Raw genomic sequence first — 19,702 nt, forward strand, 5'->3', positions numbered from 1 at the left:
TCATATAAACTATCTGACAACCGGAGTCCTGTTGATGTATAATAACTATATAATGCGTCATGCCGGTACAAAAATGCGATGGGGAACGGCGATCAGAAAAGAGAGGAAAATTCTATGAAAAAATTAAAACTGCTATTTTTTATTTTATTAGTTTCAATATTGATTTTTAAGCTTCTTCCCGGGCTTACCATAACGCCTACTCTTGGTATGGACAACCCTGGAGAGCAACTCCCTGCGGATGACAAGGATAAAGAACCCATACCTGAGAAGGAATTACTTCCCTTTACTTTATCTTATACAGAAGTTCCGGGAGTGTTAACTTTTAGGGGAAACAATTTTAGAACGGCACCTGCTTACGGTACTGTGGATATAAAGGACAATAAGATTGAGAAGCTTTGGCAGGTCAAGGCTGAAGCCAAGGGGCTTTGGGGCGGGGGAAGCGGCTGGACAGGCCAGCCTGCTCTGGTCCAATGGAGCCCTGAAGTAAGAAAGATCATGAACATAAAAGAAAAATTCAAAGAGGATGAAAACTTTGTAGAGGTGATCATTGCATCCTTAAACGGCAAGGTTTACTTTATCGATTTGGCCACCGGAGAGCAGACGAGAGAGCCTATTGACACAGGCAGTCCAATAAAAGGCAGTGTGTCGGTGGATTCGAGAGGATACCCGCTTTTATATGTAGGACAAGGCATCAAAGAAAAGCCGGATTTCGGCTTCAGATTATACAGCCTTATCGACCAAAAAATGCTCTTTATCCAGGATGGAGAGGATAAGGATGCTCCAAGGCTATGGCCGAATTTTGACTCATCTGCATTATTCAGCAGAAGCGAGGATGCCCTTTATGTTGGCGGCGAAAACGGCCTTTTCTACAAATTGAAGTTGAATACGGTTTTCAACCCGAAGGAGAAACTTTTAACCATAAACCCCGAGATACAAAAGCTGAAATACGAGAGAGAAGACCACAGCACAGATCCGGAATGGAGCACTTATGGAATTGAAAATTCACCCGTGGCATGGGAGAATATGCTCTTCTTTGTGGACAACGGGGGCTTTGTCAAAGCTATAGACAAGGATCTCAATGAAATTTGGACTGTGGATAATTTTGACGATACAGACGCTTCCATAACATTAGACATAGAGAATGAAAATCCTGTATTATATACTGCCAGTGAAGTGGATAAGCAGGGAAGTGAGGGCGTCTCAAGAATATTGAAGATCGAGGCAAAAACGGGCAAAATACTCTGGGAGAAGGGTTATAAGGCTTATTCAGTGGGTACTTCAAACGGAGGGGCTCTTGCTACCAATATAGTTGGTAAGAACAGTATGAGCGATATGGTAATATTTACTCTTTGCAGGGCAGAAATCAAGGACAAGGGGCTGATGGTGGCTCTTGATAAAGCCACAGGAGAAGAGCTATGGAGATGGGAAATGCCGACCTATGCCTGGTCATCCCCTGTAGATGTCTATGACAGCCAGGGCAAGGCATATATACTGCAAGCTTTGCGAAACGGCACCATGCATATCATCGATGGAGCAAACGGAGAGATACTGGGAAAAGCTGCGATAGACTCATATATTGAGGCATCACCGGCGGTATTCAATGATCATGTGGTTATCGCTTCGAGAAATGGCTATATCTATGGTTTGAAAATCAAATAGACATGCATAAATCTCTTCTTGCTGTAAAACATAAAGGTGATTATAGCAAGGAGGGATTTTTTTATGGATAGGAACACGACGCCCTATTGGATCGGAACTACGGAGGACACCAACTATCCGGAATTAACTGAAGATATAACCGTAGATGCAGGAATAGTAGGAGGAGGACTGGCAGGCATAACTTCCGCCTATTTGCTAAAAAAAGAAGGCTTCAAGGTAGCCGTCATAGAAGCAGACAGGATATGCAAGGCCGCCACAGGCCATACCACTGCAAAGATAACCTCACAGCATACATTAACATATGATAAAGCTATAAAAACCTTCGGTAAAGAGCTGACTCAGCAGTACGCAGATGCGAATCAGCATGCTGTAAAGTTCATGACAGATTTAGTCAAGAGCTGTAATATTCAATGCAATTATGAGCTAAAGTCCGCCTATGTCTTTACTCAGGATCAAAAATCCGTGGAGAAGATAAGGAAAGAAGCAGAGGCTGCTGTAAGCCTCGGAATACCTGCAGAGTTTGTTCCGGAAACTCCTCTGCCCTTCCCAGTGCTTGGAGCAGTCAGATTTACCGATCAGGCTCAATTCCACCCGAGAAAGTATGTATTGGCATTAGCCGAGAATATACCGGGGGACGGCTCTTATATATTTGAGAATACCAGGGCTGTAGATGTTGATGAGGGAGAAACCTGTACAATAAAAACCGTTAATGGTAAAAAAGTAAAAGCCCGGCATGTCATAATAGCATCACACTATCCTTTTTATGACGGAAAGGGAATGTACTTTGCAAGGATGTATCCTTCCAGATCTTATCTATTAGCGTTTAAGGTTGAGGAGGACATTCCGGATGGAATGTTCATAAATGTTGATACGCCCGGCATGACCCTGCGCAGCCAATCCCATGAGGGAGGCCGGATACTCATATTCGGCGGAGAGGCCCACAAAACCGCCCATGGAGAGCAGACCTCCGCTCATTATGAGAATCTGAGAAAGCTTGTAAGAACCATGTTTACCGTAAAAGAGGAGCTTTATCATTGGTCCACGCAGGATTATTACACATTGGACGGAATACCTTATGTAGGAAGACTCACTTCCAATACTCCTAACATATATGTTGCAACAGGATTCAAAAAGTGGGGAATGACGAATTCAACTGCTGCAGCTATAATCATTAAGGATTTGATAATCAAAGGGAAAAGCTCCTGGGAGGGTATCTATAGTCCTCAAAGAGCCGCTACTGGTACTGCTGCTGCAACCTTCATCGCACAAAACGCAGATGTGGCCATGCAGCTCATATCAGGTAAAATTGAAAATCCTGATGATGAAATAGATATTGAAAAAGGCGAAGGCAAGGTCGTAGAATATAAAGGCAAAAGGACAGGTGTCTATAAGGATGAAGTCGGGAAGCTTTACCTTCTGGATATAACCTGCACCCATATGGGCTGCGAGCTTCAGTGGAACGATGGAGAAAAATCCTGGGATTGTCCGTGCCACGGCTCGAGGTTCAGCTATGACGGAAGCATAATGGAAGGCCCTGCCCTGTATCCCCTGAATCACCCTGATAAAGGAAGGAATCAGGTGGAACCTAATGTGTTCAAATAGCAGCCTTCCATTTAGGCTGTTGATACAGCAGCTATAAGAAGAATGGTATGTATATCTGAGCAGGCCGGGGGACGGAAACCACTGAAAGACACGGAATTTTGCACTGAAAAACACGGAAATGTTTTTTTAATGCCATATCACCACAGGAATGCGAGTTGCGAACCGGCTTAGATATGGAATTAGTTAAAATAGACAGTTATAATCCGTGTTCTCCGTTCCCATATGACCTCAGCGGGCTACCTTAGCTCTCGTAACTTTTATATATTGCGCTGCAGTGAAATAGCATCCATGTATAGACTAAGTATGCTTATATAAAAATTGTCAATGACCCTTATGAGCTGAGCCTTAGAAAAGCCGTAGGCGAGGCACGGACGCCGAGCAAGCTTTCCAGGCCACGGATGACCTTTGGGAAGCGTAGGATTTTCTTAGGCTCAGTGAATTAGTGTCATCAATTTTTATATACTATACGTGACTATACATGGATGCTATGGCTTATCAGTGCTATGCCTAAAAAAAGTAAAATGCACATAAGCCTTCTATTTTATTGCCTTGCACAAATATAAATAACTATAGTAGAATATAGTTGTGAAAAGTTCGGATTACAGGATAAAATCTCTAAGTTGATGTATTATTATAGGACGTGCTTGGGGGATTTAGAGAGGAGGCTATATTATTTGAATTTACTGCTTCAAAAATTTAAGGAGGTCTTATCATCCGTTTTACCGATAAGCGTGTTGGTGCTCATACTGAACTTTACTTTGGTGCCTATAGAAACAGATATGCTGATCAGATTTATTATCGGCTCAGTATTGGTTATTATCGGATTGGGAATATTCTTATTAGGAGCTGATATTGGCATAACCTCTATAGGAAGCCTTATGGGAGAAGAAGCGGCAAAGACTAATAGAGCTCATTCCGTTGCTATTCTCGGGCTTATTTTAGGCTTTTTCATTACCATAGCTGAGCCAGACCTGCAGATCCTTGCCAATGAAGTGAGCAGCGCCAGCGGAGGGACCATTCCTGCTTCTCTGATCCTTGTTGTTGTTTCTTTAGGAGTAGGTATTATGGTAGCTATAGGACTATTAAGAATTTTATATGAAAAACCGTTGAATAAGCTGCTTACACTGGTGTATTTTATCATTTTGATTCTGGGCCTATGGGTTTCGGAGGAGTTTCTGGCTATTTCTGTTGATGCGTCAGGAGCTACAACGGGAGCTATGACTACGCCTTTCATTTTGGCATTAGGCTTGGGTGTTTCCCAGCTAAAAGGCGGCAAAACATCTGAGGAAGACAGCTTTGGGCTGGTAGGCATCGCATCGACGGGACCTATTCTTGCAGTCATGATAATGAATATAATCGCAGGTGCAGATAAAATTGTAGGGGAAGCGGAAGCCTTCCGCGCCCACAGCGGAATTTTGGGACCTTATTTAGAGGAATTTCCCAAAATCATGAGGGAATCGGTCATCACTTTGCTGCCCTTGCTCGTATTATTTTTGATTTTTGATTTTCTGAAATTTAAACTGAATAGAAAAAAAAGAAACAGAATATTAAAGGGTCTTGCCTACACTTACGCAGGTCTTGGACTGTTTTTGACAGGAGTCAATGCAGGCTTTATGGAGGTTGGCAGAGTTATGGGATACGGCATAGCCAGCCTCCAATATGCCTGGGTGGTTCCCGTGGTAGGATTTCTTTTAGGTATGATGGTTGTGCTTGCTGAGCCTGCCGTACATGTTCTGACAAAACAGGTTGAAGATGTGACAGCAGGACATATTCCAAGGAAAATAATATTGTTTGCATTGTCAGCGGGTATTGCTTTCGCCGTTTGCATGTCTATGCTGAGGATAATGATACCGGGATTAAAGCTATGGCATTTCTTGCTGCCCGGGTTTGCATTAGCTGCATTTTTGAGCTACAGGGTGCCGCCTATATTTGTCGGTATAGCTTATGATGCCGGCGGGGTTGCATCAGGCCCTATGACAGCTACCTTTATATTAGCCTTTGCACAGGGGGCTGCCACTGCCATTCCGACAGCCAATGTATTAGTGGATGGGTTTGGCGTTATAGCGATGGTTGCGATGATGCCGTTAGTAGCTTTGCAATTGCTGGGGCTTATGTTTAAAGTTAAAGCAAAAAAGGAGGGCATTGATCTAAATGATGCTAAAAGATAGGGAGTTCTCGTTATTCTGTGTGATTGTGAACTTTGGAGAAGGAAGCAAAATATTAAAAGCATCTAAAGAGCTAGGAGTAACCGGGGGCACTTTTCTTGTAGGTAAGGGAACGATAAAAAATCAATTGCTTAATATCTTAGGCCTTGATGAAGTGAGAAAAGAGATACTTATAATGGTCGTCGAAGACAGCCTGGTGGAAGTCCTTCATGATCAGCTCACAAAAAAATTTAATTTGGATAAGCCCAATCACGGGATAACCTTTTCCGTTCCAATAAGCAATTTGGCTGTTTTTAACAGATGCGAATATGTATCAAAACCAAAAAGGCGAGGTGTAGATAAGATGGAATATGAAGCCATATTTATTATAGTAGAAAAAGGACTGTCGGACGAGGTTATAGAAGCGGCGGAATCCGCAGGCTCCACAGGAGGAACAATAATTCACGGCAGAGGCTCCGGCACTCAGGACACGGCAAAATTGTTCAATGTCGAAATAGAACCGGAAAAGGACATCATATTGATTTTATCGGAATCAGAAAAGACAACAGCAATAGTGAATTCAATAAAAGAGAGGATACACATTGAAGACCCGGGCAAAGGTGTAATATTTGTAATAGATGTGAACAGAACCTCCGGGCTATATAAAAGCTAAAAACTGAAATAATGGCGTTCAGCTAAAGATAGAAGAGGCTTCCTGATATAAAAAAGGAAGCCGCTTTTCTTAGATATCATATGATAAACAAGCGGGGAGGGGATATGATGAAGATAATCCATACAGGTGACTGGCATATAGGAAAGATAGTCAACGAATACCACATGACAAAAGATCAGGAGTACATACTGGATCAGTTTTTACATATAGTCTGCGAAGAGAAACCGCAGGCGGTAATAATTGCCGGCGATATCTATGACCGCTCCGTCGCACCGGTGGAAGCTGTGGAGCTCTTAGATAAGATTTTGGCAAAGATAGTCCTGGAGCATGGCATTCCGGTCCTGGCAGTGGCAGGCAATCATGACAGCCCGGAAAGGCTGAACTTCGGCAGCGGCATACTTAAAACCAAGGGCTTATACATAGAAGGGGTCCTGAAAAAAGATGCAACGAAGATTACCCTAAATGATGAATACGGGCCTGTGAACTTTTATCTCCTGCCCTATGCAGATGCGGTCGTAGTCAGAGATGTGTTTGAAGACCCCGGCATCAGGAGTCAGCAGGATGCCATGAAGGCCATAATAGAAAGAATAGGGGCTGCTATGGACAAGGATGAAAGGAATATAATGATAACTCACGGATATGTCAGAGGTTCCGAGGAGCCCGAGACTTCTGAATCGGAAAGGCCCCTTTCCATAGGCGGTACGGATATGGTAAGCTATGAGCTATTCAATGATTTCTGCTATACTGCCTTAGGACATCTCCACAGTCCTCAAAGGGCCGGAAACGAAAACATCAGGTATTCGGGCTCCTTGATGAAGTATTCCTTTTCTGAGGTGAAGCAGAAAAAAGGAGTAAACATAATCAATATCGATGAAAAGGGCGTTTCAGACATAGCCTTCAGGGAACTGGTCCCCATGAGGGATATGAGGATAATAAGAGGAGAGCTCAAGCACCTGACAGACCCGGCCGTATACAATGCTGCAAACAGGGAGGATTACATAAAGGCTATATTGACGGACAAAGGCGAGTTATTGGACCCCATGCGCAAGCTGAAATCCGTATACCCCAATGTAATGCTGCTGGAGGTAGAGGATAGAGGCAGCAAAGGGGACTATTTCCTTTCAGCCAAAACCTCGAGAAGCAAATCAAAGCTGGAGCTTTTCTCAGAGTTCTATAAGTACATAAACGATACGGAACTGGCGCAAGAGAGTTCGGGAGTTTTAGCAAAGATAATTGAAGAAGTGGAAAAGAGAGGTGAGGACCGTGAAGCCAATTAAGCTTACCATGTCGGCTTTCGGACCCTATGCGGATATGGAAGTGATCGATTTTTCACTATTGGAGGGGCAAAACATATTTGTAATAACCGGGCCCACGGGAGCGGGCAAGACCACTATATTTGACGGCATATGCTATGCCTTGTACGGCAGCGCTTCGGGAGAGGGAAGAGACGGCGAAAGCATGAGAAGCCATTTCGCTAAGGATGATGTCCTTACCTTCGTGGAACTGGAATTCCAGCTCAGGGGTAAATCCTATTATGTAAAAAGAATCCCAAGGCAGCAAAAAAGGAAGGAAAGAGGAGAAGGCTATACGGAGCAGAAGGCAGAGGCAGAATTTAAGGCGGCCGGGGAGAAAGTAGTAACAGGTGTCAGGGAAGTAAATGAAAAGATAAGCGATCTGCTGGGAATAAGCTGTGAGCAGTTCAAGCAAATAGTGATGATACCTCAGAATGAATTCAGAAAGCTCCTTTTGGCTGAAAGCAAGGAGCGGGAAGTGATACTGAGGAAAATATTCGGAAGCTGGCAGTTTCAGATGATCCAGGAGAAGCTGGAGGATAATGCAAGGGAATTGAGAAGGAGCATTGAGGCTCTGACTCAAAAGGAGATCGCTTATATCAAAGGCATAGATTGGGGCAAAAAAGAGGAACTAAGAGCGAAAGCGCAAAAAGATGATGTGAATCATTATGAAATAATGGAAGACCTGAAGAATCTGATCAAGGAAGATGATGAAGAAGAAAAAAGGCTGGAAAAAGCAGCCGAGACAATGAGCAATGAACTGGAAAAGCTTCAGGAGGCTCTGGTATTAGGCATTGATATAAACAACAGATTTGAAGAAAGAAAAATTGCCGAAGATGAGCTTAATATATTAGATAGCAGTAAAAGCTTTTGGGAAGAAAAAGAAAAAAAGCTCCATAAGTCCAGAAAAGCCCTTCTCATAAAATCTGCTGAAGAGCAATGCAAAAAGTCCGGGGAAGATCTGGATAAAGCCATTTTTGAATATGAGGAATCCAAATCTGGCCTTGCAGCTGCCGTGGAGAATTTTAATAAATGCAGGGACTCCTTGAAGGAAGAGGAGGGCAAGGAAAGCGCAAGGAAAGAGCTTTCGGATAAAGCCGCAGAGCTCAAGAAGGATATCGATAAGGTAAAAGAATATGGAAGGCTTTCATTGGAGCTTAAAGCACTGAACAAAGAGCTTAGGGAAAAAGAAAGCGCAAGGAAAAGGAACAGTGATGAAATAGAAGCTTTAAAGGAAGAGATCAAGAAGCTGAATCATGGCATCGATATCGCCAATAAAGCAGCCCTGGAATATATAGAGCACGCAAAGGATATAGCCCAGAAGGAAGAAATCTTAAAAAAGCTGAAAGGCTTGGAGACAGAGAATCAAACACTTCAAAGCTTGAGGCAGCAGTACGGAAAGAAAAAGGCTTTATATGAAGAACTGAACAAGGATTATGAAGAAAGCAAGAAGGAATACGAAAAGCTGAGCCAATTATTTTTCCAGGGCCAGGCAGGGCTTTTAGCAGAAGGCTTAATCCCGGGCAAACCCTGTCCTGTCTGCGGTTCTCTCCACCATCCCGGTCCGGCGCAGCCTCTTTCGGGCATGCCTTCAGAGGGAGCGCTAAAAACCGCCAAAGAAGCTTATGATGATCTCAACGAAAAACTGAGGAAAGCAGCCGATGAATTTGCGGATGTAAGAGCCAAAGGGGAAGCTCAAAGGAATAGCGTAGACAAAATAAAGCTGGAATTGAGAGAAGCGCTGGGGGAAATAGAAAATTTCAAGCTTGTCACTGAAGCCTACGAAGGAACGCTTCTGAGCTTGAAGTCTAAAAGGGAAGAGGCGGATAAGAAGCGAAAAGAAAAGGATAAGCTTGCAGAGAAATTGGATCTGGCGGAAAAAAACCAACGGGATAAGGAAAATGCAGCTTTAAGCCTGGATGGGGAATACAGGGACATATATGCTAAGCTTGAGGGCACAAAGGCATTGCTGCTCAAGGTGGAGAGCGAGCTGTCCCTGGGCATAAAACAAGAGGATGAGCTTTTAATGGAAATAAAGAGCTGTGAAGAAGAATGCAAAGCTATGGAAGAAAGCTATAAATATGCTCAGGAAGCCTACAGAAAATCAGAGCTCGAAATGACCAAAAAAGAAGAAAATAAAGTATTCAAGGAGAAGAACCTGGAAGCTGCAGGGCAAGAGTATAAGGGAGCAGAAAAGAGGTTTGCGGATGCCCTTTTAAGGGTAGGGTTTTCGGATAAACAGGAATATGACTCATCAAAGCTCGAGGAAAAGGAAATGGAAGCCCTTGAGGGGGAAATAAGAAGATATAATGAGAAGCTGAAGTCTGCGGGAGACAGATTTCATAAGGCTTTAAAGGGCATAGAAGGCTTGAAGCCTGTCAATACCGAAGAGCTGAACGAGATAATGGAGTCAAAGAAGCTCAGCAAAGCCGGCCTGGAAGAAGAGATAAAACAAAATTTTGCCCGTCTGATGCATAACAAAGCCTTAATGAACAATATGAAAGATGCGGGAGAAGAGATAGGAAAACAGGAGGAGATATACAGAGTGGTTGGGCACCTGGCTAATATGGCAAAGGGAAATAACAGAGAGCGGCTGAGCTTTGAGAGATATGTCCTGGCAGCCTATTTTGACGATATAATCCATGCAGCCAATCAAAGGCTTGTGAAGATGACCGACGGCAGATTTGAATTATCGAGAATAAAAGAAAAGCAAAAAGGTGCTGCACAGCAGGGGCTTGAAATAGAGATATATGATTATTATACGGGTCAGCCCCGCCATGTCAAGGTCATATCAGGAGGAGAGAGCTTCAAAGCTTCACTGTCCCTTGCTCTGGGTCTGTCTGATGTTGTACAATCCTATGCAGGAGGAATAAGCCTGGATACCATCTTTATAGATGAAGGCTTCGGCAGCCTGGATGAGGACTCTTTGGAAAAATCTATAGAATGTCTTTTGGAACTCCAAAAAACAGGCAAGCTGGTCGGCGTAATATCCCACGTAGGAGAGCTTAAGGAAAGGATAAGGGCAAGGATCGAAGTAACGCCTGGCATGACAGGCAGCAAATCAAGAGTCGTAGTAGTATAAATGGGGTGAGAAAATGGAAAATTTCATGACAATAGGGACTTTTATAGCCGGTCTGCTGGTATTGATACTGGTGTTTGCCGAGAGGAGCAGCGCCGCTAAAAGGGCAGAAAAGCTGAAAGAGAGCTATCTGTCTATAGAAAACAAAATTGCATATTTAGAAAAATTATCGGATAAAACAGAAAAGACTGTAAGGGATGAAATGGGCCTGAGCAGAGCGGAAGCCTCCAATTCAGCGAAGAACCTGAGCGACTCATTGATCTCAAGGATCAATGAGATGTCCAAGCTGCAGCATATGCAGGCGGATTCAATAGATGCCCGAATGGCGAGGCTGGCGGAGAGCAACGAAGAGAAGCTGGAGGCCATGAGGAAGGAACTGGAGCTGAAGCTGAACAGCATAATGAAGGATAATGGCGAAAAGCTGGAAGCCATGAGGGCTACAGTTGATGAGAAGCTTCATGATACACTGGAGAAGAGGTTGGGAGAATCTTTCAAGCTTGTCAGTGAGAGGCTTGAGCAGGTACATAAGGGCTTAGGGGAAATGCAGAGCTTAGCCCTGGGAGTGGGGGACTTGAAGAAGGTTCTCACCAATGTAAAATCCAGGGGCATATGGGGTGAAATCCAGCTTGGGAATATACTGGAGCAGATACTGACTCCCGAGCAATACCTTACAAATATTTCTACGAAAAGGAATACTCAGGAAAAGGTGGAGTTTGCCATTCGCCTTCCCGGTAAAGGAGGGGAAGGGGAGGAAGTGCTGCTTCCCGTAGACGCCAAATTCCCTCAGGAGGATTTTCAAAGGCTGGTTGAAGCGGCTGAAATAGGGGATGCCTCTGCAATGGAGGAAGCCGCAAAGCAGCTTGAGAACAGGATAAAGGCTGAAGCCAGGAGGATAAGCGATAAATATATAAATCCGCCTGTTACCACGGATTTTGCAATCATGTTTTTGCCCATAGAGAGCCTTTATGCAGAGATAGCCAAGAGAGCGGGCCTCATAGAGCATATCCAGGATAAATACAGGATAAACATTGCAGGCCCTTCCACTATGGCAGCCTTTTTAAACAGCCTGTCCATGGGCTTCAGGACCCTGGCTATACAGAAGCGCTCTTCTGAGGTATGGGGACTTCTGGGAGCGGTGAAAAGCGAGTTCGGAAAGTTTGGAGATATATTGGAAAAGACTAATAAGAAGCTTCACGAAGCCAGCAAGACCATTGAGGACGCTACCAGGAAATCCAGAACCATCGAAAGAAAGCTGAAGGATGTGGAGGCTCTGCCGGCGGAGGAAGCCGCACCGGCTCTGGACTCCGGTGATCCCTCAGATACCGCAGAGAATACAGAATAAGCATATGTGCAGCTTATAAAGATATTGACTTTGGCAATTTTAAATGCTAATTGCAGAAGTGATGCATTACTGAATGAATCAAAGGAAAAGATTCATGTTGTAATGCATCTTTTCTTTTGCTACGATATGAGTGGAGGTGATTAAATGTTTTTCTTTTTTTTCTATGACAAATATGTTGCTATTATTGGTGATATAGTAGACTCAAAAAAAATAAAAGATAGAAAAGCTATGCAGCAGAAGTTTAAAAGTGTATTGGCAGATATCAATGTTAAATACTCCGAGGATATTGCATCCAAATTTACAATCACTTTAGGAGACGAATTTCAGGGGCTGCTTAGAAATAGGAATAATATTATGAAGATTATTTGTGAAATTGAAATGGCAATGGCACCCGTGGAATTACGTTTTGGTATTGGAATTGGCGATATCAGCACAGATATTAATTTTGATAATTCATCAGAGATTGATGGCTCTGCATATCACCGTGCAAGAAAAATGATTAAAGAAATGGAAAGTAAAAGATTTCAATATACTGAGCCGCATTCCAATATTATGATATGCTCAGAGGAAAATAATACTGAAATTGATGAACTGTTGAATTCTATTTTATCTGTCTGTACTGCATTAAAATCAAAGTGGACAGACCGACAAAAGGAAATTATTTATGCGTATCTTTCTAATGATGAGAATCAGTATAAAGCGGCACATGTTCTTAATATTGGACAGCCCAGTGTAAATAAAGCGCTGAATAATGCTAAGTTCTATTCCTATAAATCTGCAATGGACACAGTTAACTTTTTTTTAAGTAAGGAAAGGGAGGGACTTGATGGCTAAGGTTGTTTTGACTTTATTTTTAATCGGACATGCATTAGGTGATTTCTATCTACAGTCCTCTGAATTGGCAATAGGCAAGGATAAATCATTCAAGAAATTATTGAAGCATGGTGTAATATACTTGTTTTCAATGATGTTTGTAATTATTCCGGTATTTAGTCTTAAACTATTAAAATGGACTGTTATCATTTCCATAGCTCACTTTATAGTTGATTTAGTGAATTTCTTTATAAAAAAGAAAATAACTATAGATGATAAATTAGATGCATTAGCATACTCTCTTGATCAGATAATACATATTCTTGTAATCATTTTTACTGCGGCAATTATATATTTCCTATCTGAACCTATTAGTTATACTTATTGTATTCAATATATTTTGAATAGGTCACAGATTGATGTTATGGATATTTTTTCTTGGATGTTGATTTTGCTTATTATAATCCAGCCCTTTAGTATAACAATTAAGAAATTGCTATATCGCTACAAACCGACGGCTAACAATGAAGAAGGAGGACACCTAAATGCAGGAGCACTTATAGGAATACTTGAACGTTGTATAATTTTACTATTGCTCTCTGTAGGGCAATATTCTTCTATTGGATTTGTTCTTACTGCAAAGTCAATAGCTAGATATAATAAAATTGCTGATGACCCCAAATTTTCGGAGTACTATTTATTAGGAACATTATTAAGTGTAATGTTAGTTATAATAGCATATTTGCTTATTTTTTAAGGAAAAGATTCATTTTTTCCTACAAATATAAGCCAGTACGATAAATATCTATAAAAGCCACCTCCTGCCTTGAGGATACCGCATAATCATCGCATCCTCAAGGCAGGAGGAATTTTTGAAATCGGTAGGAGCTTTGGAGCTTTCCAAAGATAAGCAATATCCCTTCAAAATGCTATACCATTCTAATTATGCATGCTGCAGCACATATGCTTATTCTATATATTGGCTTGTGTCAATATTATATTCTTTTATTTTGTTGAATAAGCCTTTTAGGCTTATTCCCAGCTGTTCAGCGGTAGCTTTGCGATAGCCCTTATTTGCCTGAAGCGCAGATTCAATCGCTTTTTTTTCGACTTCCTTTAAACTAAGGTCGGAGAGCTCATCCTTATCTATGATTTTATTCCCGCTATTATAGCTTATTATGTCTGCCGGAAGGTCTTCCTCTTCTATCGTATTTGTGTTTGCCATCACTGCCGCATATTCGAGAATATTGGCCAATTGGCGGATATTACCGGGATAATTGTATTTCAAAAGCTTTTTTTCGGCTGCATCTGATATTAAAGTAATATTTTTTTTGAAGTCTATATTGTATTTCTTAATGAAATAATTTATCAGCAGGGAGATGTCTTGCTTTCTTTCTCTTAATGGTGGAAGATTGATCTCTATGACATTCAGCCTGAAGTATAAATCTTCTCTGAAGGTCTTTTCTTCAATGCATTTTTTTAAGTCCTTATTTGTGGCTGAGAGCACACGAATATTTAGAGAAATCTTTTCGTTGCTTCCGACAGGCGAATATTCTTTATGCTGAAGGACGCGCAATAGCTTTGCTTGAAGATTGTATGATAATTCGGCTATCTCATCTAAAAAAATTGTCCCGTTGTTTGCTAAAGCAAATTTGCCTTTTTTGTTTTCAATCGCTCCTGTAAAAGCTCCTTTTTTGTGCCCGAAGAATTCCTCTTCCAGCAATCCTTCCGGAATTGCAGCGCAATTGACCACCTCAAAGGGATATTTAGCCCTTTTACCTGAGTAATGTATCTCACGCGCAATGAGCTCTTTTCCCGTTCCGCTTTCACCGGTTATAAGGATGCTGCTGTCGATATCCTTCACTTTGTCTACAAGCTTGAGTACATCTTTCATCAGAGGGCTTTTGCCTATGATGCCGTTGCGATCATATCTGTCCTCCAATTCGCTTTCCAAATAGCCCACACGGTAATTTAAATCCTGATATGCAAAAGCTTTTTCCAAGACTATATTCAATTCTGAAATGCTTAAAGGCTTTATCAAATATGTGTATGCGCCTTGCTGCATTGCCTCTACCGAAGTTTCAATCGTGCCGTATGCCGTCATCATAATGACTACCATATCAGGAAGTCTATTCTTTATTTTTTTGAGCAAGTCGATCCCGTTATCTTTTCCCAGCTTGAGATCCAGCAGGCAGAGGTCTATTTTTTCCTTATTAAGCATTTTCAACGCATTATTGGAATTTGTTGCTGACTTTACATCATATTTCGAATTCAATGCAAATTCTAAGGATGTGCATATTCCAATTTCGTCATCAATTATAAGAATGGTTTTCTTCATGTTACATGCCCTCCTTAATCCTAAATCAATTGGAATTTTAAAAATATTTTTGTGTATTCACCCTTTTTGCTCTCGATGGACATTGTTCCGTTGTTTCTTTCTACGTAGCGCTTGGCAATATACATGCCCAATCCGGTTCCATTCCATTTTGTGGAGTAGAATGGCTCCATGCAGTTTCCGATTTCTTGCTCTGTCATCCCGATACCGGAGTCGGTAATTGATATATATGCATAAACATCATCACGGGAGGCTTTTATAATGATCTGCCTGTCCTCTGTCTTTTCGCTTAAAATAATGGCGTCCAGGCTGTTGATCACAAAATTGATCAAGATTTGCTTGAGCTGTTGTTCGTCTACATTAATAAAAATATTCTTATCGCATTCATAGGAAAGGCTCACATTTTTTTGTTCTACTGAATGCTTCAGCAGCTCAGTGGTATCTTGTATTATTTCTTTGAGGTTTGTCCGCCGGTATTCTATTTTTTCCGGTTTCGCATACTCTATCAGATTTGTAATAAGTGAGTTTATCCGTTCGATTTCCCTTGGAACTATTTCAGCCAGCTTCTGCTGGAATAATTTGTCATCCTTTTTATCCTGGAGCAATTCAATAAATGTTTTGATCGAAGTCAAGGGATTTCTTATTTCATGAGCCATTCCCGCAACTATTCTGTTCAGGGATTTGCTCTTTTCCTTTTCATGCAGCTCTCTCCAGGTTCTGCTGTTCAGTGATATCATCAAATATTAAAGTTACCGCACGCACTTTATTATCCGATGTAAAAAGAGGGAAAATGTTATAATCGTATGTTTTGACATTGCCCAGATCGTCTGTGATACTTTTTATCTGATTAAGCAAATTGATGCTTTTATCGAACATATTTTCTTTGATGTCCTCTAAAAGATGGTTAAAAAGGCTGATCTGAAAGATGTCTAAGCCGATAGGAGTAAAATTAAGACCGATAATTTTTCTTGCTCTATCATTGAAAATAGTGATCCTGCGCTCTTTGTTGAACACGACGACACCCTTATTATGATTTTCAATAAGGCATTCTTTCAGCTCATTTGAATTTCTCACCTTTAATATTTGCTCTTCCAATTCTTTGTTCAAAACCTGCAAGCTCTTTGTTTTGGTATCGATCTGTGATTTCAGATAAACGCTTATCCGCAGCGAAACGAAGATGATTATTGATGCTATGACGGATATAACAATAAAAGTTATCAGATAAGTCCTGAATACTGTTTTTGAAATATTTTCATCAGGGATCCATTTATCGAGGATGCGGTCCATATTGCCTGAGATTTTTAGCTTAAAAATCTCATCGTTGATGATTTGAAGCACATTTTTATCGTTGCTGTTCATTGCTATGCCATAATCGATCGTGGCGATATAGTTATCTGAGATAGTATATTTCTTAGAATCCTTGCTTTCTGAGATCAATTTTTTGAGCGAAGCGCGAGGTCCGATCAATATATCAAGGTTTTGATTTTTAAATACATTGTAGGCTTCCTGGGTGGTGGATGAAATCCAGCAGGGCAGGCTGATGATCGGTGTTATTTCATTGATTTCGGCAACGCTTCTTTCTGTTGCGGCGGAATAAGCGTATGAATTCAGCGGATACTTCGTAATATCCACTTTGTTTTTGTAGGACATAATGCTTATGTTGTCCTGGGATATAGGGGTGGAATACATCAAATTGTATTTGTCCTTTTGACTCAGGGGTACGCCGAGTATCAGGCTGACCTCGTTGTTTTTTAATGCCTTGACAGCCTCTGTATAATTATCATACGGGATATAGTTAAAATCTGTTTTAAGAGCAGATCCTATTTTATTTAGAATTTCAACATGGGCTCCTATTATTTTGCCATCTTGTATATATTGATAAGGAGGAGAAAAAGGAACTACGGCAACATCGTATGTTTTGTTTACTGCATAAGCAGCCGATGGCATTGAAAGGAGCAATAAAAGGGCTGATAACAGCATTATTATGATTTTTCTATTATTTATGTTCATTTTAGACCTCCCAGCTATTTGGACTTCTGTTGAACGAGACTTCATTCAGAGGGGGTTGAATCCCCCTCTGAATGAAGTCTCGTTCAAAAAAGATCTTTGCTTATTAATCATGATAGGAGGGAGTATTACTTTAACTATTTAATTTTCTAAAAAGTAAATAACGAAAGGGAAGGGATACGAGTATGAAAAAAACAAGAATAATTTCCTGTCTATTATTGGTAGTAATGTTATTCACACTAACCGCTTGTGCTGGACAAGAGGCCCAATCAACAAATGGAAATTCCACTGGTAGTACAGGTGAAGAAGCTTCTTCCGCGAAGAAACGTGATGATTTAGTTATTGGTATTCAAAAGTTTTCTCCAACATTGGACACTACTAAAACAGCAGATATTATGTTACCTCAGTTTCAGATTTTTGATGGACTTGTAAGAGACTACAACGGGGAGATAGTACCTGCGCTTGCAAAAAGTTGGGTATTTGCTGATGACGCTAAATCCATTACTTTCAAGTTACGACCCAGCACCAAGTTCCATAACGGAGATCCTATTACGGCTGAAGATGTAGTATTTTCAATCAATAGAGCAGCAGCATCTCCATTTGTAACTATAATGGCTTCTGCGATCGATAAAGCCGAAAAAATTGATGAACAGACTGTATTGGTAAATTTCAAGTATCCATATGGACCAGGATTAAAATATTTTACTACTACCGCTCTTTATATTATGAATAAAAAAGCTATTGAAGCTGATGAAGATGGATACGGTAAGAATCCAGTGGGATCGGGGCCATATGTACTTAAAGAGTGGATACCTGGTGAAAAAATAGTAATGGAAGCATTCAGCGGCTATTATGCCGGTGAGCCTGCAATTAAAAAGATTACTTATATACAGATTCCTGACCCCAGTACTCTTCTTATTGCATTAGAGAAGGGTGAAATTGATATCATTGATAGTAATACCCCTGAAGAAGCACGTCAATCACTTATCGATAACAAGAAGCTTCAATATGCAGAGTGTGATTCAAATGCGTTCTTAAATATTATGTTTAACAACACAAAAGGACCATTTGCAGACAAGCGAGTAAGGGAAGCAGTTAGCTATGCAGTTGACAGGCAGGAGCTAATAGATGGAGCTAAGAATGGAATGGCTGCACCATTAGAGGCAGCGCTTCTGACATCATGTCCTGAGTATCCGGTTGACTTCAAAGCCAATCCATATGACCTTGAAAAGGCAAAGGCATTGCTTACAGAGGCAGGATATCCTGATGGTTTTACCGTAAAGATGAAGACTATCGATTCTCCCACATATTCTAAGCCTACAGAAATCATTCAGGCACAGTTGAAGAAAATAGGAATAAATATTGAAATAGAAATCATGGAACGTGGCAAGTATATGGACGACGTCACAAATAAGGGCGATTTTGATATCACATTCTGGGCAATAGTAGCTAAGGTTCCCGATGCTGATTTTTGCCAGTATTCCTTCTTCCACAGCGAAAACCTTAAAGGCAAAGGAAATTACATGGGGATCAATAATCCGGAATTGGACAAACTCCTAAGTGAAGGGAGAGCTTGTCTGGATCTTGAGAAAAGGAAAGAAATATATGCTAAAGCTTGCGAAATCATAAAGGAAGAAACAATGCTTGTTCCATTGTTTATGGCTAAAAGAACATTAGCGGCTAATACAAATTTAACAGGGTTGGAATTAAGGCCTGATAATCTGCGTAGATATATTTACGCAGATTGGAAATAATTAACAAGAACTGATGCAAAAATGTTGCAGGCATTTCTATGCCTGCAACATGTTAGGAGGCAAAATGTTTAGGTATATTTTGAAGAGGTTATTCTTAATGATACCGGTAATGGTGGGAATATCTTTTATCTTATTCTCTATTTTAAATTTAACTCCGGGTGATCCTGCCAGGCTCATGCTTGGTGAAGGCGCAACGGAAGAAGCTGTTGCAATGTTAAGAGAAGAGATGGGATTGAACGAAAACTTCTTTATCAGATATGGCAAATATGTTCTCGGGATATGCAAGGGTGACTTTGGCATCTCTTATGTATCCAAGGCTCCCACTTCTCAAGAGATACTGGTTCGTTTCCCAGTTACTGTAAAACTGGCATTATGCGGTATCTCATTTGCGATAATTCTGGGAATTCCGATAGGAATTATATCGGCTGTGAGGCAGTATACGATAATAGATACAGTTAGCTTGATCACAACATTAGTATTAACATCAATGCCGGGATTTTGGCTTGGATTAATGCTTATATTAATATTTTCACTAAAGCTGGATTTAATGCCTACTACAGGAGCTGACACATGGATACATTTTATACTGCCTACAATAACATTGTCTTCCATAACCCTTGCTACACTGATAAGAATGACACGCTCAACCATGCTAGAGGTGATAAGGCAAGATTATATAAGGACAGCTAAATCAAAAGGGGCTTCTGAAAAAAGGATAATATTTAAGCATGCATTAAGAAATGCGTTGCTGCCAGTTGTTACAGTAATAGGTATAAACTTTGGAATTTTATTGGGCGGAGCTGTAATTACAGAGAGCGTTTTTGCAATAAATGGCCTAGGAACATTAGTTGTAGAAGCGGTAAAAATGAAGGATGCACCGGTAGTTATAGGTGCAGTGCTGCTAATTGCTTTTGTTGGTGGTCTTGTTAACCTATTGGTCGACATTTTATATACCTATATTGACCCTAGGGTTAAGACACAGTTTTCGAAAGGGTAGGTGGC

14 protein-coding genes are annotated in these 19,702 nt (G+C 41.0%); 11 read left to right on the top strand and 3 right to left on the bottom strand.

All coding sequences use genetic code 11. From position 1 onward, the window contains the following. Positions 1-114 precede the first annotated feature (114 nt). The 9 genes from LJD61_RS05030 to LJD61_RS05070 all read left to right on the top strand — a co-directional run bounded on the left by LJD61_RS05030 (position 115) and on the right by LJD61_RS05070 (position 13,361). Complete coding sequence (locus LJD61_RS05030; protein WP_255226428.1) at positions 115-1,659, top strand: outer membrane protein assembly factor BamB family protein; 1,545 nt, start codon at positions 115-117, stop codon at positions 1,657-1,659. A 63-nt stretch (positions 1,660-1,722) separates the two neighbouring features. Next, a complete protein-coding gene (locus LJD61_RS05035; RefSeq protein WP_255226429.1) occupies positions 1,723-3,261 on the top strand; it encodes an FAD-dependent oxidoreductase in 1,539 nt (512 codons plus the stop codon). Positions 3,262-3,935: 674 nt separating this feature from the next. Beyond that, positions 3,936-5,429: a DUF1538 domain-containing protein gene (locus LJD61_RS05040; protein ID WP_255226430.1), complete on the top strand. Its 1,494-nt coding sequence runs from the start codon at positions 3,936-3,938 to the stop codon at positions 5,427-5,429. Then, positions 5,413-6,078 (top strand): P-II family nitrogen regulator, encoded by a 666-nt coding sequence (locus LJD61_RS05045; protein ID WP_255226431.1) that lies wholly within the window; start codon positions 5,413-5,415, stop codon positions 6,076-6,078. Before LJD61_RS05040 ends, LJD61_RS05045 begins: the two co-directional genes overlap by 17 nt. A gap of 107 nt (positions 6,079-6,185) precedes the next feature. Next, positions 6,186-7,355: an exonuclease SbcCD subunit D gene (locus LJD61_RS05050; RefSeq protein ID WP_255226432.1), complete on the top strand. Its 1,170-nt coding sequence runs from the start codon at positions 6,186-6,188 to the stop codon at positions 7,353-7,355. Continuing rightward, on the top strand, positions 7,342-10,452 hold the full coding sequence (locus LJD61_RS20465) for an SbcC/MukB-like Walker B domain-containing protein (protein ID WP_255226433.1): 3,111 nt from the start codon (positions 7,342-7,344) through the stop codon (positions 10,450-10,452). Before LJD61_RS05050 ends, LJD61_RS20465 begins: the two co-directional genes overlap by 14 nt. Positions 10,453-10,465: 13 nt before the next feature. Further along, positions 10,466-11,791, top strand: coding sequence for a DNA recombination protein RmuC (locus LJD61_RS05060; RefSeq protein WP_255226434.1), 1,326 nt, complete (start codon positions 10,466-10,468; stop codon positions 11,789-11,791). 144 nt (positions 11,792-11,935) lie between these two features. Then, a complete protein-coding gene (locus LJD61_RS05065) occupies positions 11,936-12,625 on the top strand; it encodes a SatD family protein (protein ID WP_255226435.1) in 690 nt (229 codons plus the stop codon). After that, on the top strand, positions 12,618-13,361 hold the full coding sequence (locus LJD61_RS05070) for a DUF3307 domain-containing protein (protein WP_255226436.1): 744 nt from the start codon (positions 12,618-12,620) through the stop codon (positions 13,359-13,361). The genes LJD61_RS05065 and LJD61_RS05070 overlap by 8 nt, the downstream gene beginning before the upstream one ends. Before the next feature lie 210 nt (positions 13,362-13,571). On the opposite strand, the gene LJD61_RS05075 is transcribed toward LJD61_RS05070, so the two are convergent. Genes LJD61_RS05075 through LJD61_RS05085 form a run of 3 tightly spaced genes read right to left on the bottom strand, consistent with a single transcriptional unit; the run spans position 13,572 to position 16,949 of the window. Beyond that, positions 13,572-14,942, bottom strand: coding sequence for a sigma-54-dependent transcriptional regulator (locus LJD61_RS05075; RefSeq protein WP_255226437.1), 1,371 nt, complete (start codon positions 14,940-14,942; stop codon positions 13,572-13,574). Between the two features lie 20 nt (positions 14,943-14,962). Then, positions 14,963-15,676, bottom strand: coding sequence for a sensor histidine kinase (locus LJD61_RS05080; protein ID WP_255226688.1), 714 nt, complete (start codon positions 15,674-15,676; stop codon positions 14,963-14,965). Further along, complete coding sequence (locus LJD61_RS05085; RefSeq protein ID WP_255226438.1) at positions 15,636-16,949, bottom strand: transporter substrate-binding domain-containing protein; 1,314 nt, start codon at positions 16,947-16,949, stop codon at positions 15,636-15,638. Before LJD61_RS05085 ends, LJD61_RS05080 begins: the two co-directional genes overlap by 41 nt. A 182-nt stretch (positions 16,950-17,131) precedes the next feature. Here LJD61_RS05085 and LJD61_RS05090 point away from each other — a divergent pair, with 182 nt between their 5' ends. Further along, the gene (locus LJD61_RS05090; protein WP_255226439.1) at positions 17,132-18,700 is read left to right on the top strand and encodes an ABC transporter substrate-binding protein; all 1,569 of its coding nucleotides are present in this window, start codon (positions 17,132-17,134) and stop codon (positions 18,698-18,700) included. A gap of 64 nt (positions 18,701-18,764) precedes the next feature. Further along, positions 18,765-19,697 (top strand): ABC transporter permease, encoded by a 933-nt coding sequence (locus tag LJD61_RS05095; protein WP_255226440.1) that lies wholly within the window; start codon positions 18,765-18,767, stop codon positions 19,695-19,697. The last annotated feature ends 5 nt before the right edge of the window (positions 19,698-19,702 follow it).

The sequence above is a fragment of the Lutispora saccharofermentans genome, from assembly GCF_024363565.1.
GTDB classification, from domain to species: domain Bacteria; phylum Bacillota; class Clostridia; order Lutisporales; family Lutisporaceae; genus Lutispora; species Lutispora saccharofermentans.

Excerpts from the sequence above, each read along its gene's own strand:
- LJD61_RS05030 (WP_255226428.1), top strand. The coding sequence starts at position 115 with ATGAAAAAATTAAAACTGCTATTTTTTATTTTATTAGTTTCAATATTG.
- LJD61_RS05035 (WP_255226429.1), top strand. The coding sequence starts at position 1,723 with ATGGATAGGAACACGACGCCCTATTGGATCGGAACTACGGAGGACACC.
- LJD61_RS05045 (WP_255226431.1), top strand. The coding sequence starts at position 5,413 with ATGATGCTAAAAGATAGGGAGTTCTCGTTATTCTGTGTGATTGTGAAC.
- LJD61_RS05050 (WP_255226432.1), top strand. The coding sequence starts at position 6,186 with ATGAAGATAATCCATACAGGTGACTGGCATATAGGAAAGATAGTCAAC.
- LJD61_RS05060 (WP_255226434.1), top strand. The coding sequence starts at position 10,466 with ATGGAAAATTTCATGACAATAGGGACTTTTATAGCCGGTCTGCTGGTA.
- LJD61_RS05065 (WP_255226435.1), top strand. The coding sequence starts at position 11,936 with ATGTTTTTCTTTTTTTTCTATGACAAATATGTTGCTATTATTGGTGAT.
- LJD61_RS05070 (WP_255226436.1), top strand. The coding sequence starts at position 12,618 with ATGGCTAAGGTTGTTTTGACTTTATTTTTAATCGGACATGCATTAGGT.
- LJD61_RS05075 (WP_255226437.1), bottom strand. The coding sequence starts at position 14,942 with ATGAAGAAAACCATTCTTATAATTGATGACGAAATTGGAATATGCACA.
- LJD61_RS05080 (WP_255226688.1), bottom strand. The coding sequence starts at position 15,676 with ATGATATCACTGAACAGCAGAACCTGGAGAGAGCTGCATGAAAAGGAA.
- LJD61_RS05085 (WP_255226438.1), bottom strand. The coding sequence starts at position 16,949 with ATGAACATAAATAATAGAAAAATCATAATAATGCTGTTATCAGCCCTT.
- LJD61_RS05090 (WP_255226439.1), top strand. The coding sequence starts at position 17,132 with ATGAAAAAAACAAGAATAATTTCCTGTCTATTATTGGTAGTAATGTTA.
- LJD61_RS05095 (WP_255226440.1), top strand. The coding sequence starts at position 18,765 with ATGTTTAGGTATATTTTGAAGAGGTTATTCTTAATGATACCGGTAATG.